Genomic DNA, 23,317 nt, shown 5'->3' on the forward strand with positions numbered 1-23,317 from the left:
TGTCAGCTCCTGGGCGCAGTGCGGATCAAGGTGAGGGCGGCCGTGGGATCGAGCCGGCCGTCATAGAGCGCGCGGCCGGCAATCGCGCCGGCGAGCTTTTTGGCCGGCGGCGTCAGCATGGCCTTGACGTCCTCGATCGAGGCGAGCCCGCCGGAAGCGATCACCGGGATCGAAATGGCGTCCGCCAGCGCGATGGTCGCATTGAGGTTCAGGCCTTTGAGCAGGCCGTCGCGCGCAATGTCGGTGAAGATGATGGCGGCCACGCCGGCATCCTCGAAACGCTGCGCGATTTCCAGCACCGTCACCTGCGAGGTCTCGGCCCAGCCTTCGACCGCGACCTTGCCGTCGCGGGCATCGAGCCCGACCGCGACGCGGCCGGGGAATTTCTTCGAGGCCACCTTCACCAATTCAGGATCGCGCACGGCGGCCGTGCCGATGATGACGCGGGTGATGCCCTTTTCGAGCCAGGCTTCGACGGTGGCGAGATCGCGAATGCCGCCACCGAGCTGTACCGGAATCTTGATCGTCTTCAGCATTCCTTCGACCGCCTGCGCGTTCACCGGCTTGCCGGCAAACGCACCGTCGAGATCGACGACGTGAAGATATTCAAAGCCCTGCGCAGCAAAACTTTGCGCCTGCGCGGCAGGATCGAGATTGAACACGGTCGCGCGCGCCATGTCGCCTTGCTCGAGGCGCACGCATTGGCCGTTCTTGAGGTCGATGGCAGGAAAGAGAATCACGGCTTCCATCGCAAAAAGTTCGAGATCAGGGCCAGCCCAAAACGCTGGCTCTTCTCGGGGTGAAACTGCGTGCCGATGGCGGTGTCCTTGGCGACGATCGCGGTGACGGGCCCGCCATAATCGGCGCGCGCGAGCACGTCCGCCTCATTGGCGGCATTGAGGTGGTAGGAGTGTACGAAATAAGCGTGCTGGCCCTTGGGTCCGAGCGGCAGCTTGTTCAGCACCGGATGCTCCCTGAGCACGTCGAGCGTATTCCAGCCCATGTGCGGGATCTTCAGGCTTTCGTCGCGCGGTGTGATCTTCTCGACGTCGCCGCCGATCCAGTTCAGGCCTTGCGTAATGACATGCTCCTTGCCGCGGGTGGCGAACAGCTGCATGCCGACGCAGATGCCGAACATCGGCCGGGCCTTGACGCGTACGGCCTCCGTGATCGCCTCGACCATGCCGTTGACGGCGTCGAGCCCGCGCCGGCAATCGGCGAAGGCGCCGACGCCCGGCAGCACCAGACGGTCGGCGCCGTAGGCCTGGTCCGGGTCGCTGGTAACGAAGACCTTCTCACCGTTCTCCAGGCCACGCGCGGCGCGCTCGAAGGCTTTCGCGGCGGAATGCAGATTACCGGAACCGTAATCGATGATCGCGACGCTCATCTTGACCCTCCCGGTTCTGGAAACAATCCGATAATGCCGCCGGATGGCAAAGGCGGCGGACTCGAGAATTGCTGACCCGGTACGCCGCGGGTCGGCGGCGGGCCGCCGCGATCGATGGCCCATTGATCGTTGACGATGCCGCGCTGCTTCTGGCTCCAGCGCTCGAAGAAGCGCCGCTCGGCGGTGTCCTCGTCGTCGGCAACAACGACGTCGAGCTGGCGCCATTTGCCGCGCGACAGCGTCCAGCGGCGCAAGCTGGAGGCCTCGAAACCCATCAGCAGTGCGACGATGCAGTTGGCGAAGAAGATCGAGCTGCGGCCGACACCGAGGCTGTGCAGCCCGGCATCGAAGGCGGCCAGGAAGACGATCCAGCCGATCAGCGCCAGCCAGAGCCGGTTCCAGGCCAGCCAGAACGGCCCGAACACCATCGCCCAGAAATGGAAGCCGTCGCGCACGAACACGAATCTGTCGGTCGCGCGCAGATCGGCCCCGCCTGGGATGGGAGCATGAACTGTGTAGACAGGCATTTTCGATGCCCCGTTCTCGAGAATGAAAGTCGATGCCGCCGGCGGCGTTTCGTTAGCCGGCGGAGATGTCAGCCGCCAAGCGAGCCCTTGGTGGACGGGATTTCGCCCGCCGTCTTGGGATCGATTGCGACCGCGGTGCGCAGCGCCCGCGCCAGTCCCTTGAAGCAGGACTCGGCGATATGGTGGCTGTTATCGCCATATAGGGTCTCGACGTGGAGAGTCACGCCTGCGTTGATGGCGAAGGCCTGGAACCACTCGCGCACCAGCTCGGTGTCGAACTCACCGATCTTGTCGCGGGGGAAGTCGGCCTTGAACACCAGAAACGGGCGGCCCGAGATGTCGATGACTACGCGCGACAGCGTCTCGTCCATGGGCATGTGCACGCCGGCATAGCGGGTGATGCCCGCCATGTTGCCGAGCGCCTGCTTGACCGCCTGGCCAAGCGCGATGCCGGTATCTTCGGTGGTATGATGATGGTCAATGTGCAGATCGCCCACCGCCTTGACCGTGAGGTCGATGCGGGAATGGCGGGCGAGGAGATCGAGCATATGGTCGAAAAAGCCGATGCCGGTCGCGATATTGGCCACGCCGGTGCCATCGAGGTTCACGGTGACCTCGATTTCGGTTTCCTTGGTCTTGCGCTTGATCGTCGCGGTGCGCATGGAAAATCGGTTTCCATTCTAGCTTGAGGCCGAAAACGCCAGTCTCTTAACAGCCAAACGACACCTTCGCTACTGCGGGAACGGCCGTCCGGGCCTCTACTTCTACCTATGGTGAGCGAAATTGGGCCCGGAGCGGCCCGTTGTGCCCTTGTTGTGCCCTTGGCCCCGACCGCCTAAATCAGGCCGGATAACGAGGGTCATTCATGCAGGATTCCCAGAACAGCTCGCCGGTCTGGCACGGCACCACGATTTTGACGGTCCGCAAGGGCGGCAAGGTGGTGGTCGGCGGCGACGGCCAGGTCTCGATCGGCCAGACCGTGATCAAGTCCAACGCCAAAAAGGTCCGGAAACTCGGCAAGGGCGACGTCATCGGCGGCTTTGCCGGCGCCACCGCCGACGCCTTCACCCTCTTTGAGCGGCTGGAAGCGAAACTCGAGCAATATCCGGGGCAATTAACCCGGGCCGCGGTCGAGCTTGCCAAGGACTGGCGCACCGATCGCTATCTGCGGCGGCTGGAGGCCATGATGATCGTGGCCGACAAGGACGTCTCCCTGGTGCTGACGGGCACCGGCGACGTGCTCGAGCCCGAGGCCGGCGTGATGGCGATCGGCTCCGGCGGAAATTACGCGCTGGCCGCGGCGCGCGCCCTGCTCGACACCGACAAGGACGCCGAGACCATCGTCCGCCGCTCGCTCGACATCGCCGCCGACATCTGCGTCTACACCAACCGCAACGTCACCATCGAAGCGCTGTCGGCCGGCTAAGGGATGATCCGCAGCGCGAGCCCGACCCAACCCGCGTTGCCGCCGTTCGCGTGGGTCGCTATCGCACTGCTGTTGCTGGCGCTGCAGGCCTCGATCCTGCTCGCGATGGGGCGGGTGCCGATCTGCACCTGCGGCTACGTCAAGCTGTGGCATGGTGTGGTGAACAGCTCGGAGAACTCCCAGCACATCGCCGACTGGTACAGCTTCTCGCATGTGCTGCACGGCTTCCTGTTCTACGGCTTGACGTGGCTGCTGTTTTCGCGCCGACTATCGTGGCCGGCCCGGCTGATCGTCGCGATGCTGATCGAAGGCGCCTGGGAGATCGTCGAGAACTCGCCGTTCATCATCGAACGCTACCGCGCCGGCACGATCTCGCTGGATTATTACGGCGACAGCATCGTCAACTCGGTCTCCGACACGCTGTTCATGGTACTGGGGTTCCTCACCGCACGCGTGTTGCCTGTTACGGCAACCGTCGCCCTCGGGCTCGCCTTCGAGATCATGCTGGCGCTGCACATTCGCGACAATCTGACGCTCAACATCCTGATGCTGATCCATCCGAACGAGGCCGTGAAACAATGGCAATCGGGCCCGCCGATCATCTGACGGCCAAAAAAGCGGCTTGTCCCGGCCCGCTTCTGACCCTAGCTAAGGTGCCATGACAGACTTTTCTCCCCGCGAAATCGTTTCCGAACTCGACCGTTTCATCGTCGGCCAGGCCGACGCCAAGCGCGCCGTCTCGATCGCGCTGCGCAACCGCTGGCGGCGGCAGCAGCTCGAAGGCTCCTTGCGCGAGGAGGTGCTGCCGAAGAACATCCTGATGATCGGCCCGACCGGTGTCGGCAAAACCGAGATCGCGCGGCGGCTCGCCAAGCTTGCGAACGCACCGTTCCTGAAGGTCGAGGCGACGAAATTCACCGAAGTCGGCTATGTCGGCCGTGACGTCGAGCAGATCGTGCGCGATCTCGTCGAGGTCGCCATCGCCCAGGTGCGCGAGAAGAAGCGCAAGGACGTGCAGGCGCGCGCCCAGCTCGCCGCCGAGGAACGCGTGCTCGATGCGCTGGTCGGCGCCAATTCCAGCACTGCTACGCGGGACTCCTTCCGCAAGAAGCTGCGCGCGGGCGAGCTCAACGACAAGGAAATCGAGATCGAGACGCAGTCGTCCGGCGGCGGCATGCCGATGTTCGAGATTCCCGGCATGCCGGGCGCGCAGATGGGCGCAATCTCGATCGGCGACATCTTCGGCAAGATGGGCGGCCGCAGCAAGACCCGGCGACTGACGGTCGAGAGTTCGCACGAGATCCTCGTCAACGAGGAATCCGACAAGCTGCTCGACACCGACCAGCTGACGCTGGAGGCGATCAGCGCCGTCGAGAACAACGGCATCGTGTTTCTCGATGAGATCGACAAGATCTGCGCGCGCGACGGCCGCGTCGGCGGCGACGTCTCGCGCGAAGGCGTGCAGCGCGATCTGCTGCCGCTGATCGAGGGCACCACGGTCTCGACCAAGCACGGGGCGGTCAAGACCGACCACATCCTGTTCATTGCCTCGGGCGCCTTCCACGTCGCAAAGCCGTCCGACCTGTTGCCGGAATTGCAGGGCCGGCTGCCGATCCGCGTCGAGTTGCAGGCCCTGACCCGCGACGACATGCGCCGCATCCTGACCGAGCCCGAGGCCTCGCTGATCAAGCAATATGTCGCGCTGATGCAGACCGAGGGCGTCACGCTCGACATCACCGACAGCGCCGTCGACGCGCTCGCCGACGTCGCGGTCGCCGTCAATTCCACCGTCGAGAACATCGGCGCGCGGCGGCTTCAGACCGTGATGGAGCGCGTGCTGGACGAGATCTCCTTCACCGCCCCCGACCGCAACGGCGAGACCGTCCGGGTCGATGCCGATTTCGTGCAGAAGCACGTCGGCGATCTCGCCAAGAACGCCGATCTGAGCCGGTTTATTTTGTAATTCTGGACCGGTCCGCTATCAATTAGCCGTCGTCCCGGCCTAGTGCGCAATTGCGCACGGGGGGCCGGGACCCATAACCACAAGCGGTTATTGTCGGAAAAGATAGCGGCCCGAGCTTTGGATCAAAACGAACATTCGTGGCTATGGGTCCCGGCCTTCGCCGGGACGACGGCGGAGCTTTTTGCACCTCGGGTGCCCTGTGCTCGCTGAGCTCAGGCAAAATCCCTGGCGGCTGCTGCTCGCGATCAACGCGGCGGTCATCGTCGGCTTGTTCGTTCACAAGATCCAGCTGCCGCCCTACGTCCCCTACATCCACCTCCTCGTCGACTACCATTTCGGCTTCATCAAGCGCGCATTGATCGGCGCCATCGTCGCGCTGTTCGCGGCCAAGGTGCCGGTATGGCTGGTGTTCGCGCTGGGCGGCGCGACCTGGCTGGTGACATCAGGGCTCTACGCAAAACTGTTTCAGAAGACATTCGGCTTCACGGCGACGACACTGCCGCTGTTCGTCTTCATCGCGGGTTCGCCGTTCTTCCTGAAGAACTTCATGCACACGCTCGGCCATTTCGACATCTATGGCTGTGCGCTGGCGATCATCCTGCTGCTCATGCCGGCGAGCTCATTGCTGTTCGTGGCGACGGCCGCGCTGTTCTCGATCATCCTCGTGTTGATCCACCACATCCATCTCCTGATGTATGTGCCGACGATCATCACCATCGTCGTGACCAGGCATTACCTGATCTACGGGTGCAATCGCACCAACGTTGCTTTTGGCATCATTGCAGTCCTCGTCGTCTCCGCGCTGTTCTTCGCCGCGCAGTTTTTGGGAACGATGCCGATCACGGACGCGGATTTCGTCGCCTACCTGAAGACCCGGATGGCCGACCCTTCGCGGACCGACCTGCTGCAATTTGCCTATATCTGGTATCAGCCGCTGTCGAAGGAGATTTCGGACACTTGGGCCTGGCTGCCGCACAACAGCCTCGGCATTCCCGTGTTCGCGCTGCTGATCTGGCTGCACACACCGCTATGGCGCTGTTTTTCCGCCCTGATTCGCGCTCTCGAAAACGACATGCACTGCCGCCTCGTGATCGCGGCATTGATCGGCGTCAGCCTTGCCTATCTCGTGATGTTCGCGATGGTGTTCGATTATTCGCGCTGGATCTCGAACTGGGCGGTCTGCATGTTCCTGATCCTGCATGCAGTGAAGATGCTGCCGGCCGATAAGGAGACGCCGTTGATTCCGGCCGAGGACCAGAAGACCAACATCTTCGGCCTGATCCTCACCTTGATCCCACGCGTCGGGATCGTGCGGCCGTTTTAGAACCTCGCCCGACGGATCCGCACATAAAGCGCGCCCTCGCCGCCATGGCCGATGCCGGCTTCCTCGAACCCGACCACGAAGGCGCGGAATTCCGGCAGGCTCAGCCATTCCGGCACCTGGCGGCGCAGCACGCCGCTTTCCCCGCCACTCCTTCCTTTACCCGTGATGACGAGGACAAAGGTCAGCCCATCATGATGGGCGCGGTGCAGGAAGCCGCTCAAGGCGCGGTGGGCGCGCATCTGGGTCATGCCGTGGAGATCAAGCCGCGCCTCGATCTCGCTGCGGCCGCGCGACAGCTTTGTCCGCTCGCGCTTGCCGAGCGGCGGCATCGCCGGCTTTGACGAACGCGGGGCTGGTGCTTGAGCCAATGGCCGCGGCGACAGCGCAGGCTTGGCAGCCGGCGCAGCGGACGAAGCCTCCGTGCGCGGTGCGGCGTGCACCTTCGTCGCGCGATGCTTCCGTAACGGCTTGACCTGTTTTGCAACGAGCTCCCACAGCTCGCGGTCTTCCTCGCTCAAGCCGCGACGACGCGGCGACGGACGGGGATCCAGCACGGGCGGACGGGACGACCGTTTCATTGCTGGTGGGAACGGCTCTTGTGCCTGCGCGGTTCGCGGGCAGGTTCTATCGCGGGACGCGGCGCCGGCAGCGGTACCGGGGCAGCAATGGCAACGGTCTCGCCCTTGCCTGGCGTCGCTGCGGCAGGCGCCTTGGTTGGGTCCGGCTGCGGGAACAGTCTTGCGATCTTCTCCGACGGCCGCGGATCCGGCACCGGCAGGCGCGCGGCGCGCACGGCCGGATCGAGGCTCTTCGGCACCAGAATGACAAAATGCATGGGATGGCGCAGCCGCCCCGAGACCCGGCCCGCGTCCGCGCCAGCGCCGAAATAGAGATCGGCGCGCGCAGGGCCGATAATGGCCGAGCCGGTGTCCTGGGCGATCATCAGCCGATGGAACGGCGTCTTGGCGCGGTCGGACTCGATCGGCAGTTCGCCCTCGATGAAGAACGGCGTGCCGTAGACATGGAGCGATTTGTCGACCGCGATCGACCGGCCGGCGGTCAGCGGAATGCCCTGCGCGCCGACCGCCTCGTCCTTGTCGGACAGATTGACCTCGCGGAAGAAGATGTAGGAGCGGTTCTGGCGCCGCAACTCCTTGGCGCCATCAGGGTTCTGCGCCATCCACTCCCTGATCTTCTGCATCGACATCTCTTCCTTCGGAATGATGCCGCGCTCGATCAGGACGCGCCCGACGGCGGTGTAGGGATAGCCGTTATAGGAATCGTAGTTGAGCCGAAGGGTCGCGCCGTTGTCGAACCTGATCCGCGCCGAGCCCTGGATCTGGGCAAACAAAAGATCGGTCGGATCCTTCAGCCAGGCGATCTCCAGCCCGCGGCCGGCGATCTTGCCGTCCTCGATCTCGCCGCGGTCGTAATAAGGCACGAGCTTGCGGCGTCCGATCTTGCGGTAGACCGGCCCCTTGTTGGGCAGGCTGACGGAGGCCTGATTGAAGCCACGCACGAACAGGTTCGAGGGTCGTCGGTAGACCGGGACGTTGTAGATTTCGGTCTGGGTGCGCGATCCCTCGAGCACCGGCTCGTAATAGCCGGTGACGAAGCCGTCGGGCTCGCCGAGGCGCGAGATGCGCAGCGGCGAAAAGTTTTGCTCGAAGAAGCTTTTGGCCTTGGCGTCGTCGGTCGGCTCGAGCGATTTCGCGGCCCGGCAGGGTTCGCTCAACGAGCCGCCCAGCGCCTTGGATTCGGGGACACCGGTCTGCGCATTGATCGAACGGCAGCTGGCGCGAAAGGTCTTGTAGGCGGCGAGATGATCGTCGTCGTTCCAGCCCTTCACGTCCGCCCAGGCCAGCGGCAGATATTGCGCGCCGGGAATCTCGAACGGGAGAGGGAGCTGGGGATAGGGCAAGGCGCGCGGAGGGATCGCAGCCATTTCGGGAAGGTGATGGTAATGGCTGCGATAGTGGCGCCGCGCAGCCTCGGCGCCGAGCGAAAACGAAGCCAGCGCGACGATACCTGCGCAAAGCGCCGTCGCGCTGGTCCTCAGGAAAATCTTAATTCGCGCTTCCGGTGCCAACCAGCTTCCAGTTCGGATCGCGAGAGGTGATGTCGCGGGCGAAAGTCCAGATGTCGGTAATGTCGGCGACCGTGTCGGCGCTGCCGTCGACGATGTTGCCGGCCTTGTCGCGGGTGGCCGAGATCATCTGCGAGACGAAGCGCACAGTGAGCTGAGCGGTGCGATCGCGCAGCTCGGCGCCGACGAGCTCGGCCTTGTCGATCGATACGAAACGCGTCTCGGTCTTCTGCTCGTTCTTCTCGCGATCCCTGATGACGCCATCGAAGCTTTCATAGACCTCCGACGACAACAGGTCGCGCAGCGCGCGGCGGTCGCCATTGGCAAAGGCCAGCACGATCATCTCGTAGGCGCCACGGGCGCCGGACAGGAAATGGCGGGGATCGAAGGTGGAATCCTTGTCGACGATGGCGTCGAGACCCTGGGCGAGCACGGTGCCGGGCTCAGTCAATCCCTTCCAGCGGTCGGAGGGCGGGGTCGGCTCTGCCGCCGGCGCTAAGGGCGCCTGGTCGATCACCTTACCCGGCATGGTCACGACGTTCTTGTCCGGGGCCCCCCCGAGCGCATTGCGAGCCGTGCGGTCGAACGGCGGCCGTTCATTGCCGGTCCGCTGCCCCAGCACGCTGCGCAGCCGCAGGAAAATAAAGACCGCCAGCGCAAGGAAGATGATGGTGTAGATGTCCACGTCGTATCGCTTTCTGGTCTTTACTGAGGTCTTCTTTGGGGTCGCTGCCGGGAAAATCAATCCGGCCAGTAGACCGTTCCGTACCGGAACGGCAAGACTACATCACCATTTTAGGACCGGTTTCAGGCCCGCGCGTCACCTCTGCCGGATGTAGGCACGAAATCATGCCCGGCCAATGGCGCCTTTTGGCACAGCGCCAAGTGTAGCGCGTTTTATGCTTAAGGGGAAACCCGATCCTGGCCGGAAATCGCGCATCTTCAAGCGTTTAACGTGCCATTTCGTGTCCGTGGCGGGTGAAATGTCACAGTTGTGGGCGCGGCCCGGATCCACCATCCGGAGCCGTTCGTCCTTGTGGAATGAGGCGGCCCTATGTTAGCCAACCGCCGCGAAATTCAGCCCAATCGGGTAAGGAGACACTCTGATGACCAACGGTAACGGCACCCCTCCCGAGGCGGCCCTGGCTCCCCAGCTCAACGTGCTGGCGCAATATACCAAGGATCTCTCGTTCGAAAACCCGAATGCGCCGAGCTCTCTCCAGCAGCAGAGCCAGCCGCCGCAGATCAACATCCAGATCAACGTCAGCGCCAACAACCTCAGCGAAACCGAGTTCGAGGTGACGTTGTCGGTCGAGGGCAAGGCCGAGAACGCAGGCAAGGTGATGTTCTCGTTCGAGCTCGCCTATGCCGGCGTGTTCCGTATCGCCAACGTGCCGAAGGAGAATCTGCACCCGCTGGTCATGATCGAGTGCCCGCGGCTGCTGTTCCCGTTTGCCCGCGAGATCATTGCGACCGCCGTGCGCGACGGCGGGTTCCCGCCGCTGATGCTCGACCCAGTCGATTTCGTCGGTCTCTATCGCCAGAACATGGAGCGGCAAATGGCCGCCGGTGGTCAGGTGGGCCAGGCTTAACCAGCAGGCTTAACCAGCTGGATTGACGGCAGCTGGAGCGGGCAAAAACTCGTTCCAGATCGCCTTATCGCCGAGCGTTGCGATGAAGGCCCGGTGGGCCTCGCGCTCGGCGTCTGAAACCCGCGGCGCGAGCGGTGTCGACCGTTGCCGCCGCGGCGCATCGCCGGCCGCATTGACTCTGATATCTCCGGCTTCCGAAGCCAGCAGCAGCTGCGACTGCCGCGCCCCCACCAGATCGACATAGACTTCCGCGAGCAGTTCGGAATCGAGCAGCGCGCCATGCTTGGTGCGGCGTGAATTGTCGATCGCATAGCGCGAGCAGAGATCGTCGAGTCGGTTCGACACGCCAGGATGCTTGCGCCGCGCCAGCAGCAGCGTATCGACCAGCCGCTCGCGCGGGATCGCGGCACGCTTGATCCGGTCGAGCTCGGCATTGATGAAGCTGATGTCGAACGAGGCGTTGTGGATCACCAGCGGCGCATCGCCGATGAACGCCAGAAATTCGTCGACGACTTCATGGAACAACGGTTTGGTCGAGAGAAACTCGGCCGACAGTCCATGCACCGCGAATGCTTCCGCCGGCATGTCCCTTTCGGGATTGATATAGACGTGGAACGTCTGCCCCGTCGGCATGCGATTGAGAATCTCGACGCAGCCGATTTCGACCAGGCGATCGCCGCGCAGGGGATCAAGGCCGGTGGTTTCGGTGTCGAGGACGATTTCGCGCATGATTTAAGGGACTTCAAGACGCCGTGTGAGCCGGCGAATCAGGCTCGCCGCTGCGGCATCTTAGCGACCTCGGCCAGGATATGCGTGATTTGCGCGCGCACCGGCTCAACTCCGTGTGACGTATCCACCACGAAATCGGCCCGCTTGCGCTTTTCGGCGTCGGGCGTCTGCTTGGCAATGATGGCGTCGAGTTTGGCCTCATCCATGGTTCCCCGCGCCAGCACGCGCTCGCGCTGAAGTTTTGGCGAGGTCGAGACCACGACGACGGCGTCGACCCGCTTCTCCCCGCCGGTTTCGAACAGCAAGGGAATATCGAGAACCACGACCGGCGCGTTGGCAGCTTCCGCATCGGCAAAGAATTTTTGCCGGGAAGCACCGAGCATCGGATGGACGATCTGCTCGAGCTGCTTGATGGCGGCGGGATCGTGCACAACGCGCGCCGACAATTTGGGACGATCGACCTTGCCGTTAACAGTGGTGCCGGGGAAGGCGGCTTCGATGGCTGGTGCTGCTTCGCCCTCGTAGAGCTGATGGACGGCGGCATCGGCGTCGTAGACGGGCACGCCGGCCTCCGCGAACAATTTTGCGGTGGTCGATTTGCCCATCCCGATCGAGCCGGTCAGTCCGAGAATCCGCATCAGCGCAGAACCATATCTGTCAGTCACACCGCAATTAGCTGTTCGCTCCGCAGAAAGGCAAGCAGCGGCAGCAGCGGCAGGCCGAGAATGGTGAAATGGTCGCCTTCGATGCGCTCGAACAGATGGATGCCGAGTCCTTCGAGCTGATAGGCGCCGACACTCGTGGTGACGGCGTCGCCGGCGGCGTCGAGATAGGCTGAAAGCTCGGCCTCGCTCATTTGCCGCATGGTCATGCGGGCGACCGACACATCCTCGAAAATAATCTTGCCGTCATGGGCCACCGCGACGGCCGAGTTCAGCTCATGGCTTTGGCCGGCGAGATCGCGCAGCTGCGCCAACGCCTGGACGCGGCCGGCGGGCTTGTTGAAGAGCCTATCGCCGAGCGCCAGCGTCTGGTCGGCGCCGATCACATAGCTTCCGGGACGATGAGCCGAGACCGCCTTGGCCTTCTCCCGCGCCAGCAGCAAGCCGATCTCGCGCGGATTTGAAAGTTTTGAAGCGGCCTGAATGCCGCGCTCATCAATGTCGGCTGTGACAGCGTCGAATTCGAGCCCGGCATTCGCCAGCAGCATTTTTCGTGCGCCGCTTTGCGAGGCCAGGACCAACGGAGATTTGCCGCGCCACAGACCCATCGCGAAACTATTCCCAAGATTATTCCAAAGACTATTCAGAAGGCCGGTGGCGCTGGCGATCGCTGTAAAGTTTCATGATCGCCGCCGCGGTTTCCTCGATCGAGCGCCGCGTGACGTCCAATAGCGGCCAATCGTGCTTGGCGCTCAGCTTACGCGCGAACGCGACCTCCTCGGTCACCGACTGTCTGTCGGTATAGGTGTCGCTGCCAGACTCGGCTCCCATGGAGAGCAACCGGTTCTGGCGGATCTGGATCAGGCGCTCCGGCGTCGCGTGCAGGCTCACGACCAGCGGACGGGTCAGCGTTTCCAATTGCGCCGGGACCGGAATGCCCGGCACCAGCGGCACGTTGGCCGTGCGAATGCCGCGATTGGCGAGATAGATCGACGTCGGCGTCTTCGAGGTGCGGGACACGCCGACCAGTACGACGTCGGCATCCTCGAGCCCATCGACATGCTGGCCGTCGTCATGAATCATCGTGTAGTTCAGCGCGTCGATGCGCTTGAAATATTCCGCGTTGAGCACGTGCTGGGCGCCGACGCGACCCGTCGTCGCAGCGCCGAGATAGGCTTCGAACAGCTGCATGACCGGGCCGATAATCGACAGGCTCGGAACATTGATCGCCTTGCACTTGTCCTCGAGCCTGGAGACCAGATCCTTCTCCAGCAGCGTGAACAGCACGATGCCCGGCGCTTCCTCGATCTCGTCGAGCACGCGATCGAGCTGTTTCTGGCTGCGCACCAGCGGATAGACATGCTCAACCGGCGTGACGTTCGCGTACTGTGCGGCGACGGCACGCGCGACCGTGATCAGGGTCTCACCGGTCGAATCGGAGACGAGGTGCAGATGGAAATAATTGTTCGATGTCGGCACAAAAACTCTTTGTATGGGGACGGTGTGGTTTGTGGATTTCTGTGGACCTTAACCCCTCGGAAAGGGATGCGCGACACCAGGGGCGGGATAAGTGCCGATTTTCTTCACAGCACTGCCCATCGGAACAAGTCTGGCGCCTCTCGATGCGGGAAACGGGATGATGCGGACAACCCCCTTGATAAGCTGCCGACAGAAGCCCGCAAGCCTTTGAAGCTGGCTGGCTTATTGCGAGCCACCAGAGCTATCCGGGATATGTTGATGGATGTGAACAAGCGCGGGTGAACCGGCGGATGGAATTGCATGAGTCCAATCCACGGTCACATAGACTCAAACCTTAAGAATCTAAGATTCTTAGATTTAAGAAGGGCGCTCCGGACGGATATGTGTGCAGGTAAGACCTTAACGAGTCCTTACTATCCCCAGCGTTCCCTGAGCTGGGCCAAGCCGGAAGCGAAACATGTTTGAAGACGTCTACCTCTGGATCAAGGCACTGCACGTGATTGCCGTCATCTCGTGGATGGCCGGCATGCTCTATCTGCCGCGGCTGTTCGTCTATCATTGCGAGGCCGAGATCGGCTCGAAGCAGTCGGAAACGTTCAAAGTCATGGAGCGGCGCCTGCTCAAGGCGATCATCAACCCTGCCATGATCGTGACCTGGCTCGCCGGGCTCTACCTCGCCTGGGCCGGTCACTGGTTCAGCTTCGGCTGGCTGCACGTAAAACTGGCACTGGTCCTGGCGATGTCCGCGGTCCACGGCTTTTTTTCCCGCTGGCTCAAGGACTTCGCCGCCGACCGGCGCCCGTACAATCAGAAATTCTTTCGGATTATCAATGAGGTGCCGACCGTTTTGATGATCATCATCGTCATCATGGTGGTCGTGAAGCCGTTCTAGGCAAGATTCTAGGCAACAAACGTGAACGATCGCTCAGCGCTTCGGCTTGCGGAGTGGGAAGCGATTTTCTATATTAGCGATATCCCACCCAACGCAGGCGGATGTGGTTGTGTCCGAGCTTTTTGAAGGCCGGACACCGCATCAGGTTTAAGCCTCTCCGGCGCTCACCTTGCCAGACCTGCGGACCTTACCTTCTCGCGTCCGCATTTCAGAGCCTCCTCGCACCCCTCCCAAGGTTACCCCACAGGACCACCCCAATGCGGGAAATTAAACTCCAGGACCTCAAGTCGAAGACGCCGGCCGAGCTCGTCTCGTTCGCGGAAGAGAACGGGGTCGAGAATGCCAGCACGATGCGCAAGCAGGAGCTGCTGTTCGCGATCCTCAAGCAGCTTGCACTCGCTGAAACCGACATCGTCGGCGAGGGCGTCGTCGAAGTGCTTTCCGACGGCTTCGGCTTTCTCCGCTCGCCCGATGCCAATTATCTGCCGGGCCCGGACGACATCTACGTTTCACCCTCGCAGATCCGCCGCTTCGGCCTGCGCACCGGCGACACCATCGAAGGCCACATCCGCAGCCCGAAAGAGGGCGAGCGCTATTTCGCGCTGCTGAAGGTCAACACGCTCAATTTCGAGGACCCGGAAAAGGCCAAGCACAAGGTCAATTTCGACAACCTCACGCCGCTGTTTCCGAATCAGCGTTTCCGTATGGAACTCGAGGATCCGACGCGAAAAGACTTGTCTGCAAGGGTGATCGACATCGTTGCGCCAATCGGCAAGGGCCAGCGGGCACTGATCGTCGCCCCGCCGCGTACCGGTAAAACCGTGCTGATGCAGAACATCGCGCATTCGATCGCGCACAATCACCCCGAATGCTATCTGATCGTGCTCCTGATCGACGAGCGTCCGGAAGAAGTCACGGACATGCAGCGTTCGGTGAAGGGCGAGGTCGTGTCCTCGACCTTCGACGAGCCGGCGGTGCGTCACGTCCAGGTCGCCGAGATGGTGATCGAGAAAGCAAAACGCCTGGTCGAGCATGGCCGCGACGTCGTGATCCTGCTTGATTCGATCACGCGTCTGGGCCGCGCCTACAACACCGTGGTGCCGTCATCCGGCAAGGTGCTGACCGGCGGTGTCGACGCCAACGCGCTGCAGCGGCCGAAGCGCTTCTTCGGCGCCGCCCGCAACATCGAGGAGGGCGGCTCCCTGACCATCATCGCGACCGCGCTGGTCGATACCGGCAGCCGCATGGACGAAGTCATCTTCGAAGAGTTCAAGGGTACCGGTAACTCCGAGCTGATCCTGGACCGCAAGGTCTCGGACAAGCGGACCTTCCCGGCGATCGATATTTCGCGCTCCGGCACCCGCAAGGAGGAGCTGATTACCGATCCGCTGGTGCTGAAGAAGATGTACGTGCTGCGGCGTATCCTCAACCCGATGGGCACCATGGACGGGATCGACTTCCTGCTCGACAAGCTGCGCTCGACCAAGAGCAACTCGGAGTTCTTCGACTCGATGAATACCTAAGTGCAGTGCAGCAAGACACCAAAGGGCGCCTTCGGGCGCCCTTCTCGTTGTGCGGCTTTGCTGCGGCGAATGTGCAGCATGGTGAGCGTCCAAATCGCGAAGCTGATTTCTTAGTAAGAACTTGATATATCAATGTAACGCTCGACTTTATTCATGGGGCCGGCCCGCGGGTGGCAGAGGTTTGCAGCAAAAGCCGTGTTTGTGCTGCGATGCAATATAACGGTTGCTGCGGGCTGGAACTCACCAACACAGGATCGCGGCCGCCCGGAACGTGAGGTTTGCCTTTTCCTGGCCAGCCGGACAAATAGGCCATGCATCCGCGAGATCAGACCATCTTTGCGCTGTCGTCCGGTCGTCCTCCGAGCGCGATTGCAATGGTGCGCGTCTCGGGTCCGCAAGCTGGCCAAGTGCTGACGACACTCGCGGGCAGGCTGCCGGCACCAAGACAGGCCAGCCGCCGGCTGCTCCGTGATGGTGCGGGCCAGCCGATCGACGATTCGGTCGTGCTCTGGTTTCCGGGGCCGGCCAGCGCGACCGGCGAGGACGTCGCCGAATTGCACGTCCATGGCGGCCGCGCGGTGCTGGCGGCGGTGCTGGCCGCGATTTCTCTAATTCCGAATACGCGAGCGGCTGAGCCGGGCGAGTTCACGCAGCGCGCCTTCGAGAACGGCAAGCTCGATCTCACCGAGGCGGAGGGCCTCGACGATCTCATCCATGCCGACACAGACCGGCAGCGGCGTCAGGCGCTGCGTCAGTTGCAGGGCCTGCTCGGCAACCGCGCCCGCGACTGGCGCGAGCGCATCATCGAGGCCTCGGCACTGATTGAGGCCGGCATCGATTTCTCGGACGAGGGCGACGTGCCCGCCGAGTTGATGGCGCCGGCGGTGCAGGCGATCAAGGCGCTGCATGACGAAATTGCGGATGTGCTTGCGGCACAGGGACAAGCTGAACGCCTGCGTGACGGACTGGTGGTCGCAATCGCCGGTCCGCCGAACGTCGGCAAGTCGACACTGATGAATCAGCTGGCCCGCCGCGAGGTTGCGATTGTCTCGCCCCATGCCGGCACCACCCGCGACGTGATCGAGGTGCAGCTCGATCTCGACGGCTATCCCGTCACAGTGATCGACACCGCCGGCATTCGCGAGACCGATGATCCGGTCGAGCAGGAAGGGGTGCGGCGGGCGCGGGCGCGAGCTGAGGATGCCGACCTCGTGCTGTGGCTCGTGGAGGGCGAGCGGGCCTTCGATCTATCCGGTGGCCAGGTCTGGATCGTGCGCAACAAGATCGATCTCGGAGGAGCGGGGTCGATCGACGGGTTCGGGATTTCGGCGAGCCGAGGCGATGGCATTCCGGAGCTGGTCGATGCGCTGGTAAAATTCGCGGCCGACTTCTTCGGATCCACCGAGGGCGCATTGGTGACCCGGGCGCGCCAGCGAGATTTGCTGCGCCGCGCTTCGGACAGCTTGCGCCGGAGCTTGGAACTAGTAGAAGAGGGCGAGGAGCTGGCGGCCGAGGAGCTGCGTACTGCGGCCTATGCCTTGGGTCGGCTGCTCGGCCGGGTGGACGTCGAGGACGTGCTTGGGGCCATCTTCCAGAAGTTTTGTATCGGAAAGTAGTGTGAGTTCTTCACTCTAGGACTAGCGCTTGTTCCACTGCTTGGTGTTTCACGTGAAACAAGCCCCAGCAGATGGGTCCCGGCTGTTTCACGTGAAACGTAATGATTTCAAGCCCGGCTCTACTGTGCATGGGGTTGTTTTCAAAAAATCTGTTCCGACGCCGATGGAGCCTGTTTCACGTGAAACAGCAGACTCACCCAGTTTCCACTTCCGGCTTTTTCGTCCCTGAGTTAGAAGTCCGGCTATGCGAACAGAGCGCGAGAGTTTCGACGTCATCGTGATTGGCGGCGGCCACGCCGGCTGTGAAGCCGCGGCTGCGTCCGCCCGGATGGGTGCGACGACCACTCTGGTGACGCACCGTTTCTCTACCGTGGGCGCGATGTCTTGCAACCCCGCCATCGGCGGTCTCGGCAAGGGTCATTTGGTCCGCGAGGTCGATGCGCTCGATGGCCTGATGGGCCGCGTGGCCGATGCCGGCGGCATCCAGTTCCGGGTGCTCAATCGCCGCAAAGGTCCCGCCGTTCGTGGTCCACGGGCCCAAGCGGACCGGAAGCTCTATGCCGCTGCGATGCAGGCCGCGATCCGGGAGACCGAAGGTCTCTCCGTCATCGAAGGTGAGGCCGACGAACTGATCGTGGTCGATGGCCAAGTGACCGGGCTGCGCCTGGCCGATGGCCGGACCTTCCAGGCAGGGGCGATTGTCGTCACCACCGGCACCTTCCTCCGCGGTCTGATCCATCTCGGCGAGAAGAATTGGCCGGCCGGCCGCGTCGGCGAGGCGCCTGCGATGGGTCTGTCGGCCTCCTTCGAACGTGCCGGCTTCTCGCTGGGCCGGCTGAAGACCGGCACCCCGCCGCGCCTCGATGGCTCCACGATCGACTGGGCCGCAGTCGAAATGCAGCCCGGAGACGAGCCCCCGGAGCCGTTCTCGGTCCTGACGGAGCGGATCACGACGCCGCAGATCCAGTGTGGCATCACCCGGACCACATCCGCGACCCATGAGGTGATCCGGGCCAATGTGCATCGATCTCCGATGTACTCAGGCCAGATCAAGAGCTCCGGCCCGCGCTATTGCCCCTCGATCGAGGACAAGATCGTCCGCTTTGGCGATCGCGACGGCCACCAGATCTTCCTGGAGCCGGAAGGGCTCGACGATACAACCGTCTATCCCAACGGCATCTCCACCTCGCTGCCTGAAGAGGTCCAGCTCGCGATCCTCGCCACCATCCCCGGCCTGGAGCGGGCCAAGATGGTGCGGCCGGGCTATGCCATCGAATACGACCACATCGACCCTCGCGAGCTCGATCCGACCCTCCAGACCAAGCGTCTACGGGGGCTTTTCCTGGCCGGACAGATCAACGGCACCACGGGATACGAGGAAGCCGCCGGACAGGGCATCGTGGCCGGCCTGAACGCGGCCTTGTCCGCGAGTGGAGCCGCACCAACCGTGTTCGACCGTGCGGACGGCTATCTCGGCGTGATGATCGATGACCTCGTCACCCGCGGGATCAGCGAACCCTATCGGATGTTCACCTCCAGGGCCGAATACCGGTTGACGCTGCGGGCTGACAATGCCGACCAGCGCCTGACCGAGAAGGGGATCGCTCTCGGATGCGTCGGCAGTGCCCGAACCCAGCATCACCGGACCAAGATGGACGCCCTCAATGCAGCCCGGACACTGTCGAAATCGCTGACGATTACGCCGAACGAGGCCATCAAGCGCGGGCTGACTCTGAACCGGGATGGCCAGCGCCGATCGGCATTCGAACTGATGGCCTACCCGGACATCGGCTGGAGCCAGGTTCGCGCGATCTGGCCGGAACTGTCGGCCATCGATCCCGTCATCGCCACCCACCTTGAGATCGACGCCAAATACGATGTCTATCTGGAGCGCCAGAGTGCCGACGTCGAAGCCTTCAGGCGCGACGAGGGGATGGTCCTGTCGGAAGTCGATTACCAGCAAGTCCCCGGTCTCTCCAACGAGGTTCGCGCCAAGCTGGAAAAGGTGCGGCCGTTCACGGTCGGCCAGGCCGGCCGGATCGACGGTATGACGCCAGCCGCGCTCGGTATCCTCGCCGCCTATCTCCGCCGCGAGGCACGGAAGACTTCCAAGGCAATCGCATAGGCGTTTCACGTGAAACAGCGCGGATCGGGCGGGGACAGACCACTATCGCGACGACCCGGCGCGGGTGAGGGAGGGGATCGTCGCTCCGAACCGACGCCGACGCCGGCCAGACCGAAGATCGACAAGGCCAGCGCCAACGATCAGGCGCTCGACTCCGTCATCGCCGCCGACAAGCGCGAGGCACTGAAGCTCGCGCCCGTTTCACATGAAACGGAGGTCAGACTCGATCGCTATATCGCGCTGCTGCGGGAGTGGCAGGCCAAGACCAATCTGGTTGCGCCCTCGACCTTGCCGCAGCTCTGGACCCGACACATCGCCGACTCGCTCCAGCTCGTCGATCTCGCGCCGACCGCAAAGCGCTGGGCCGACCTCGGCAGCGGCGGCGGCTTTCCGGGCGTCGTCCTGGCCTGCGTCCTGGCCGGCTCGCCGGACGCGAGCGTCCATCTCGTCGAGCGAATCGCCAAGAAGGCCGCCTTTTTGCGCGAAGCGATCCGCATCACCACATCTCCGGGAGTCGTACATCTCGCTGAGATCGGGGATAATGTGGATAGAATCACCGGCCCAGTCGATTGCGTCACCGCGCGCGCGCTGGCTCCGCTACATCAACTCATCGGCTTTGCGGAGCCGCTAATGCGCCCAGGCGTAAAAGCGTTATTTCCAAAGGGTCAAGATGTAGAGGCTGAATTGACCGAAGCCGCTAAATATTGGAATATTCAGCCGCAGCTCCACCGAAGCCGCACAGGGGACGGTTGGATTGTGGAGCTGACGTCCGTCGAGCGGCGCAGGTGAACGTTCAGGGGTTGAGTGGGGAATTTCGATGACCGTGATTGACGAGCCGCAGCGAGAGCAGGCCGACCAAGAAAAGGCTGAAGTCCCGCATGGTCACCCGCGCATCCTGGCGCTGGCGAATCAGAAGGGCGGGGTGGGAAAAACAACCACAGCGATTAATCTTGGAACGGCACTCGCCGCGATTGGCGAGCGTGTCCTGATCGTCGATCTCGATCCCCAGGGCAATGCCTCGACCGGCCTCGGCATCGATCGCCGCAACCGCTCCTGCTCGACCTATGACGTGCTGATCGGCGAAGCCGCCTTGCGCGAAGCGGTGGTCTCGACCGCAGTGCCGCGGCTCCACATCGCGCCCTCGACCATGGATCTCTCCGGCCTCGAGCTCGAGCTCGGCACCACGCCGGGCCGCGCCTTCAAGCTGCGCGATGCGATCGCCTCGCTCAACAACAACGTCTCGCCGGATGCCGACTACACCTATGTCCTGATCGACTGTCCGCCTTCGCTGAACCTGCTCACGGTGAATGCGATGGCGGCGTCGGATGCGATCCTGGTGCCGCTGCAATGCGAGTTCTTCGCGCTCGAAGGTCTATCGCAATTGCTGCAGACGGTGGAGCAGGTGCGTTCGACGCTCAATCCGAACCTGTCGATTCACGGCATCGTGCTGACCATGTTCGACTCGCGCAACAACCTCTCGAACCAGGTCGTCGCCGACGTCCGCCAGTTCATGGGCGAGAAGGTCTACAAGACCATGATCCCGCGCAACGTGCGCATTTCGGAAGCGCCGTCCTACGGCAAGCCGGTGCTGGTTTACGATCTCAAATGCGTCGGCAGCGAAGCCTATTTGCGCCTGGCCACCGAAGTGATTCAACGTGAGCGCGAGCTGCGCGTCACGCATTGAGGAGCCGTAGGGTGGGTTAGCCGAAGGCGTAACCCACCACTGTCTATCTCCGCGGAAACAGAAGAGGTGGGTTACGCGACGCTAACCCACCCTACAATTCGACAATTCAGTTCTGGAGTGCTGCAGCGTGAATCCAAGGGAGCTGGCAATGGCCGACGAAGCACGTTCGCGACTGGGCCGGGGTCTTGCGAGTCTGATCGGTGACGTCGGCGGCGAGGCTCAGCACGTCGATCGTCCGCGCGCGCAGCGCAAGGTGCCGATCGAATTCATCAAGGCCAATCCGCGCAACCCGCGCCGCACCTTTTCGGACACCGAGCTCAAGGAGCTCTCCGAGAGCATCAGGCAGCACGGCGTGATTCAGCCGATCGTGGTGCGCCCGGTCAAGGGCGCGCAGGACCGCTTCGAGATCATTGCCGGCGAGCGGCGTTGGCGCGCCTCGCAAATGGCAGGCCTGCACGAAGTGCCGATCGTGCCGGTCGACATCAGCGACAGCGATGCGCTGGAATTCGCGATCGTCGAGAACGTGCAGCGCGAAGACCTCAACCCGATGGAAGAGGCGCAGGGCTATCACGCACTCGCCAACGAGTTCAAACGCAGCCAGGACGACATCGCAAAAGTCGTCGGCAAGAGCCGCAGCCACGTTGCGAACATGATGCGGCTGACGAAGCTGCCGGCCGAGGTGCAGGCCTTCATCGCGACCGGCGAGCTGACCGCCGGTCACGCCCGCGCGCTGATCGGCGTGCCCGATCCGCTTGCCGCCGCCAAGCGTATCGTCGAGGAGGGCCTCAACGTCCGTCAGACTGAGGCGCTCGCGCATGAAGAGGGCGTGCCGGAGCGCAAGCCGCAAAAGGCGCGCGCCACCGGGGGTAAGGAAAAGGACCCCGACACGATCGATCTCGAAAAGCGCGTTAGCGATGCGCTCGGACTGAAGGTTACGGTCAGCCACCGCGATCCCGGCGGCTCGGTCCAGATCAACTACCGCAACCTCGATCAGCTCGACGAGGTGATGAAGCGGCTGGCGAAGGGCGTGCTTTAAGCCACCTTCGGTGTCGTCCCGGCGAAGGCCGGGACCCATACCGCGTGATTTATCGATTGCGGAAGGTCGCAGTACCGGACCACGGGTCTTCGCCAAACTTCTCCCTGTGGTTATGGGTCCCGGCCTTCGCCGGGACGACGGCTGGTTATGTGGTGCGCATACCGACCAAATCGTCGTTGCTTCGCTGCGCTCGCAATGACGCGCGGAGAGACCACCACCTCACCCCCGCCGCTTCGCATTCGCGGCGATCGCCATCAGCGTGCGCTGGGCGATGGCGGCGGCGAGGGTGGATTGCCTGCGGGTGTCGAGTGCGGCGGTCGCAAGCTGCTCGATGATGGCGGCAAGCCGTGCCACGCTAAAATTGCGGAGCGCGGTTTCGACCGCGGGCTTTCGCGAAAAATGCAGCCGCGGAAATCCGCCATCGAGCACGGTGGACGCCGGCGTGCCGTCGGCGATGGCGAGCGCGGATTTGTGCAGCCAGGCGGCCTGGCGCTGCGCGGTTGAGATGATCACGCCGGGGTAGGTGCCGGCGATCATGGCCTTTGCGAATTCGGTCTCGACGATGTCGGGCCGGCCGGCGAAGGCGCCGTCGACGATCGGGTCGAGCTTCAGTTCGGACGCATCGGCAACGACCGACATCACGTCATCGAGTGTGATCTCACCTTTGCCATGGGCGTAGAGCGTGAGCTTGCGCAGCTCGTTGCGCGAAGCTTGGCGATCGCCGCCGAGGAACGACATCAGCGCGGCGCGGGCGTCCTGCGCGATGCGCAGGTTCGCGGTGCGCAGCTCGTCTTCCATCAGCTTGGCAAGATCGCGCTCGGTGTCGGGATAGCAGCCAATCGCCACAGCCGTCTTGGCGCGCTCGCAGGCTTTGCGTAGCGGCGATTCGGGGCGGAGCTCGCCGGCCTCGATCACGATGCGGCAATCCTTCACCGACATCTCGGCCAGCGTGTCGATGCCGCTGGCAAAGCTGCGCGAGCCGGCGCGGATGCGAATGGCGCGGCGGCTGCCGAACAGCGGCACGGTCATGGCTTCGTCGACCAGGCGCGACGGCTCGGCGGAGAGCTCGTCGCCGTCGAGTTTCACCAGCGAAAAGGGATCGTTGGGGTCGTCGACGGCGGACGCAATCAGCGCGTCAACGCGCTCGCGCACGAGGCCGGCATCGGGACCATAGAGCAGGATGATCGAACGGCCTGGGTCGGGGCGCGCGAGGAAGGCATCGATCTCTTTTCCGCGCAGCGCGACCATTGGGCCTCAAGCGGGAAA

General features: G+C 63.2%; 24 protein-coding genes. 12 read left to right on the plus strand and 12 right to left on the minus strand.

What is annotated here, in order from left to right; all coding sequences use genetic code 11:
• Positions 1-2 precede the first annotated feature (2 nt).
• The 4 genes from hisA to hisB all read right to left on the minus strand — a co-directional run bounded on the left by hisA (position 3) and on the right by hisB (position 2,576).
• Positions 3-749 carry a 1-(5-phosphoribosyl)-5-[(5-phosphoribosylamino)methylideneamino]imidazole-4-carboxamide isomerase gene (gene hisA / locus JJE66_RS10425; protein WP_200514189.1) on the minus strand — a complete coding sequence of 249 codons (747 nt, stop codon included), beginning with the start codon at positions 747-749 and terminating at the stop codon, positions 3-5.
• A complete protein-coding gene (hisH, locus tag JJE66_RS10430) occupies positions 737-1,387 on the minus strand; it encodes an imidazole glycerol phosphate synthase subunit HisH (protein ID WP_200514190.1) in 651 nt (216 codons plus the stop codon). The genes hisA and hisH overlap by 13 nt, the downstream gene beginning before the upstream one ends.
• Positions 1,384-1,914 (minus strand): DUF2628 domain-containing protein, encoded by a 531-nt coding sequence (locus JJE66_RS10435; protein ID WP_200514191.1) that lies wholly within the window; start codon positions 1,912-1,914, stop codon positions 1,384-1,386. Before JJE66_RS10435 ends, hisH begins: the two co-directional genes overlap by 4 nt.
• Before the next feature lie 68 nt (positions 1,915-1,982).
• Positions 1,983-2,576, minus strand: coding sequence for an imidazoleglycerol-phosphate dehydratase HisB (gene hisB / locus JJE66_RS10440; RefSeq protein ID WP_200514192.1), 594 nt, complete (start codon positions 2,574-2,576; stop codon positions 1,983-1,985).
• 203 nt (positions 2,577-2,779) lie between these two features.
• Between hisB and hslV the strand changes: the two genes are divergently transcribed.
• The 4 genes from hslV (at position 2,780) to JJE66_RS10460 (ending at position 6,627) form a co-directional block, all read left to right on the plus strand.
• Entirely contained in the window at positions 2,780-3,340 is a 561-nt protein-coding gene (hslV, locus tag JJE66_RS10445; protein ID WP_092027657.1) for an ATP-dependent protease subunit HslV, read from the plus strand.
• Positions 3,341-3,343: 3 nt separating this feature from the next.
• Positions 3,344-3,946 (plus strand): DUF2585 domain-containing protein, encoded by a 603-nt coding sequence (locus JJE66_RS10450; RefSeq protein ID WP_200514193.1) that lies wholly within the window; start codon positions 3,344-3,346, stop codon positions 3,944-3,946.
• Positions 3,947-3,998: 52 nt separating this feature from the next.
• The gene (gene hslU, locus JJE66_RS10455) at positions 3,999-5,303 is read left to right on the plus strand and encodes an ATP-dependent protease ATPase subunit HslU (protein ID WP_200514194.1); all 1,305 of its coding nucleotides are present in this window, start codon (positions 3,999-4,001) and stop codon (positions 5,301-5,303) included.
• Between the two features lie 199 nt (positions 5,304-5,502).
• Positions 5,503-6,627 (plus strand): hypothetical protein, encoded by a 1,125-nt coding sequence (locus JJE66_RS10460; protein ID WP_200514195.1) that lies wholly within the window; start codon positions 5,503-5,505, stop codon positions 6,625-6,627.
• Here JJE66_RS10460 and JJE66_RS10465 read toward each other — a convergent pair.
• From JJE66_RS10465 to JJE66_RS10475, 3 genes are read right to left on the minus strand one after another with little or no spacing between them, the layout of a single operon-like run.
• A complete protein-coding gene (locus JJE66_RS10465) occupies positions 6,624-7,205 on the minus strand; it encodes a Smr/MutS family protein (protein WP_200514196.1) in 582 nt (193 codons plus the stop codon). The genes JJE66_RS10460 and JJE66_RS10465 overlap by 4 nt on opposite strands.
• On the minus strand, positions 7,202-8,716 hold the full coding sequence (locus tag JJE66_RS10470; protein WP_200514197.1) for a murein transglycosylase A: 1,515 nt from the start codon (positions 8,714-8,716) through the stop codon (positions 7,202-7,204). Before JJE66_RS10470 ends, JJE66_RS10465 begins: the two co-directional genes overlap by 4 nt.
• Entirely contained in the window at positions 8,694-9,398 is a 705-nt protein-coding gene (locus JJE66_RS10475) for a Tim44/TimA family putative adaptor protein (RefSeq protein ID WP_200514198.1), read from the minus strand. Before JJE66_RS10475 ends, JJE66_RS10470 begins: the two co-directional genes overlap by 23 nt.
• 421 nt (positions 9,399-9,819) lie before the next feature.
• On the opposite strand from JJE66_RS10475, the gene secB reads away from it, so the two are divergent.
• Positions 9,820-10,305, plus strand: a complete 486-nt coding sequence (gene secB / locus JJE66_RS10480; RefSeq protein WP_200514199.1) for a protein-export chaperone SecB — start codon at positions 9,820-9,822, stop codon at positions 10,303-10,305.
• 9 nt (positions 10,306-10,314) lie between these two features.
• Here the strand turns inward: secB and dnaQ are convergent, their stop codons facing one another.
• The 4 genes from dnaQ to JJE66_RS10500 are packed head-to-tail and all read right to left on the minus strand — an operon-like array spanning position 10,315 to position 13,175.
• Positions 10,315-11,034: a DNA polymerase III subunit epsilon gene (gene dnaQ / locus JJE66_RS10485; protein ID WP_200514200.1), complete on the minus strand. Its 720-nt coding sequence runs from the start codon at positions 11,032-11,034 to the stop codon at positions 10,315-10,317.
• Positions 11,035-11,072: 38 nt separating this feature from the next.
• Positions 11,073-11,672 carry a dephospho-CoA kinase gene (gene coaE, locus JJE66_RS10490; protein WP_200514201.1) on the minus strand — a complete coding sequence of 200 codons (600 nt, stop codon included), beginning with the start codon at positions 11,670-11,672 and terminating at the stop codon, positions 11,073-11,075.
• A gap of 23 nt (positions 11,673-11,695) precedes the next feature.
• A complete protein-coding gene (locus JJE66_RS10495) occupies positions 11,696-12,304 on the minus strand; it encodes a Maf family nucleotide pyrophosphatase (RefSeq protein WP_200514202.1) in 609 nt (202 codons plus the stop codon).
• Between the two features lie 31 nt (positions 12,305-12,335).
• Positions 12,336-13,175, minus strand: a complete 840-nt coding sequence (locus JJE66_RS10500) for a pyruvate, water dikinase regulatory protein (RefSeq protein WP_200514203.1) — start codon at positions 13,173-13,175, stop codon at positions 12,336-12,338.
• A 457-nt stretch (positions 13,176-13,632) separates the two neighbouring features.
• Here JJE66_RS10500 and hemJ point away from each other — a divergent pair, with 457 nt between their 5' ends.
• From hemJ to JJE66_RS10535, 7 genes are all read left to right on the plus strand, one after another.
• Positions 13,633-14,067, plus strand: a complete 435-nt coding sequence (gene hemJ, locus JJE66_RS10505; protein WP_200514204.1) for a protoporphyrinogen oxidase HemJ — start codon at positions 13,633-13,635, stop codon at positions 14,065-14,067.
• Positions 14,068-14,324: 257 nt separating this feature from the next.
• Positions 14,325-15,590 (plus strand): transcription termination factor Rho, encoded by a 1,266-nt coding sequence (gene rho, locus JJE66_RS10510; protein ID WP_200514205.1) that lies wholly within the window; start codon positions 14,325-14,327, stop codon positions 15,588-15,590.
• Positions 15,591-15,901: 311 nt separating this feature from the next.
• On the plus strand, positions 15,902-17,206 hold the full coding sequence (gene mnmE / locus JJE66_RS10515; RefSeq protein WP_200514206.1) for a tRNA uridine-5-carboxymethylaminomethyl(34) synthesis GTPase MnmE: 1,305 nt from the start codon (positions 15,902-15,904) through the stop codon (positions 17,204-17,206).
• Between the two features lie 244 nt (positions 17,207-17,450).
• Complete coding sequence (gene mnmG / locus JJE66_RS10520) at positions 17,451-19,331, plus strand: tRNA uridine-5-carboxymethylaminomethyl(34) synthesis enzyme MnmG (protein WP_200514207.1); 1,881 nt, start codon at positions 17,451-17,453, stop codon at positions 19,329-19,331.
• Positions 19,332-19,340: 9 nt separating this feature from the next.
• Positions 19,341-20,120 carry a 16S rRNA (guanine(527)-N(7))-methyltransferase RsmG gene (gene rsmG, locus JJE66_RS10525; RefSeq protein ID WP_200514208.1) on the plus strand — a complete coding sequence of 260 codons (780 nt, stop codon included), beginning with the start codon at positions 19,341-19,343 and terminating at the stop codon, positions 20,118-20,120.
• Between the two features lie 28 nt (positions 20,121-20,148).
• Positions 20,149-21,015, plus strand: coding sequence for a ParA family protein (locus tag JJE66_RS10530; RefSeq protein WP_200514209.1), 867 nt, complete (start codon positions 20,149-20,151; stop codon positions 21,013-21,015).
• A gap of 148 nt (positions 21,016-21,163) precedes the next feature.
• Positions 21,164-22,051 carry a ParB/RepB/Spo0J family partition protein gene (locus tag JJE66_RS10535; RefSeq protein WP_200514210.1) on the plus strand — a complete coding sequence of 296 codons (888 nt, stop codon included), beginning with the start codon at positions 21,164-21,166 and terminating at the stop codon, positions 22,049-22,051.
• 219 nt (positions 22,052-22,270) lie between these two features.
• Here JJE66_RS10535 and holA read toward each other — a convergent pair whose 3' ends face one another.
• Positions 22,271-23,299, minus strand: a complete 1,029-nt coding sequence (gene holA, locus JJE66_RS10540) for a DNA polymerase III subunit delta (RefSeq protein WP_200514211.1) — start codon at positions 23,297-23,299, stop codon at positions 22,271-22,273.
• Between the last annotated feature and the right edge of the window lie 18 nt (positions 23,300-23,317).

The sequence above is a fragment of the Bradyrhizobium diazoefficiens genome (assembly GCF_016612535.1).
Taxonomy (GTDB): domain Bacteria; phylum Pseudomonadota; class Alphaproteobacteria; order Rhizobiales; family Xanthobacteraceae; genus Bradyrhizobium; species Bradyrhizobium diazoefficiens_C.

Coding starts and splice junctions, on each gene's coding strand:
- hisA (WP_200514189.1), bottom strand. CDS start 749: ATGGAAGCCGTGATTCTCTTTCCTGCCATCGACCTCAAGAACGGCCAA.
- hisH (WP_200514190.1), bottom strand. CDS start 1,387: ATGAGCGTCGCGATCATCGATTACGGTTCCGGTAATCTGCATTCCGCC.
- JJE66_RS10435 (WP_200514191.1), bottom strand. CDS start 1,914: ATGCCTGTCTACACAGTTCATGCTCCCATCCCAGGCGGGGCCGATCTG.
- hisB (WP_200514192.1), bottom strand. CDS start 2,576: ATGCGCACCGCGACGATCAAGCGCAAGACCAAGGAAACCGAAATCGAG.
- hslV (WP_092027657.1), top strand. CDS start 2,780: ATGCAGGATTCCCAGAACAGCTCGCCGGTCTGGCACGGCACCACGATT.
- JJE66_RS10450 (WP_200514193.1), top strand. CDS start 3,344: ATGATCCGCAGCGCGAGCCCGACCCAACCCGCGTTGCCGCCGTTCGCG.
- hslU (WP_200514194.1), top strand. CDS start 3,999: ATGACAGACTTTTCTCCCCGCGAAATCGTTTCCGAACTCGACCGTTTC.
- JJE66_RS10465 (WP_200514196.1), bottom strand. CDS start 7,205: ATGAAACGGTCGTCCCGTCCGCCCGTGCTGGATCCCCGTCCGTCGCCG.
- secB (WP_200514199.1), top strand. CDS start 9,820: ATGACCAACGGTAACGGCACCCCTCCCGAGGCGGCCCTGGCTCCCCAG.
- dnaQ (WP_200514200.1), bottom strand. CDS start 11,034: ATGCGCGAAATCGTCCTCGACACCGAAACCACCGGCCTTGATCCCCTG.
- coaE (WP_200514201.1), bottom strand. CDS start 11,672: ATGCGGATTCTCGGACTGACCGGCTCGATCGGGATGGGCAAATCGACC.
- JJE66_RS10495 (WP_200514202.1), bottom strand. CDS start 12,304: ATGGGTCTGTGGCGCGGCAAATCTCCGTTGGTCCTGGCCTCGCAAAGC.
- hemJ (WP_200514204.1), top strand. CDS start 13,633: ATGTTTGAAGACGTCTACCTCTGGATCAAGGCACTGCACGTGATTGCC.
- rho (WP_200514205.1), top strand. CDS start 14,325: ATGCGGGAAATTAAACTCCAGGACCTCAAGTCGAAGACGCCGGCCGAG.
- mnmE (WP_200514206.1), top strand. CDS start 15,902: ATGCATCCGCGAGATCAGACCATCTTTGCGCTGTCGTCCGGTCGTCCT.
- mnmG (WP_200514207.1), top strand. CDS start 17,451: ATGCGAACAGAGCGCGAGAGTTTCGACGTCATCGTGATTGGCGGCGGC.
- JJE66_RS10530 (WP_200514209.1), top strand. CDS start 20,149: ATGACCGTGATTGACGAGCCGCAGCGAGAGCAGGCCGACCAAGAAAAG.
- JJE66_RS10535 (WP_200514210.1), top strand. CDS start 21,164: ATGGCCGACGAAGCACGTTCGCGACTGGGCCGGGGTCTTGCGAGTCTG.
- holA (WP_200514211.1), bottom strand. CDS start 23,299: ATGGTCGCGCTGCGCGGAAAAGAGATCGATGCCTTCCTCGCGCGCCCC.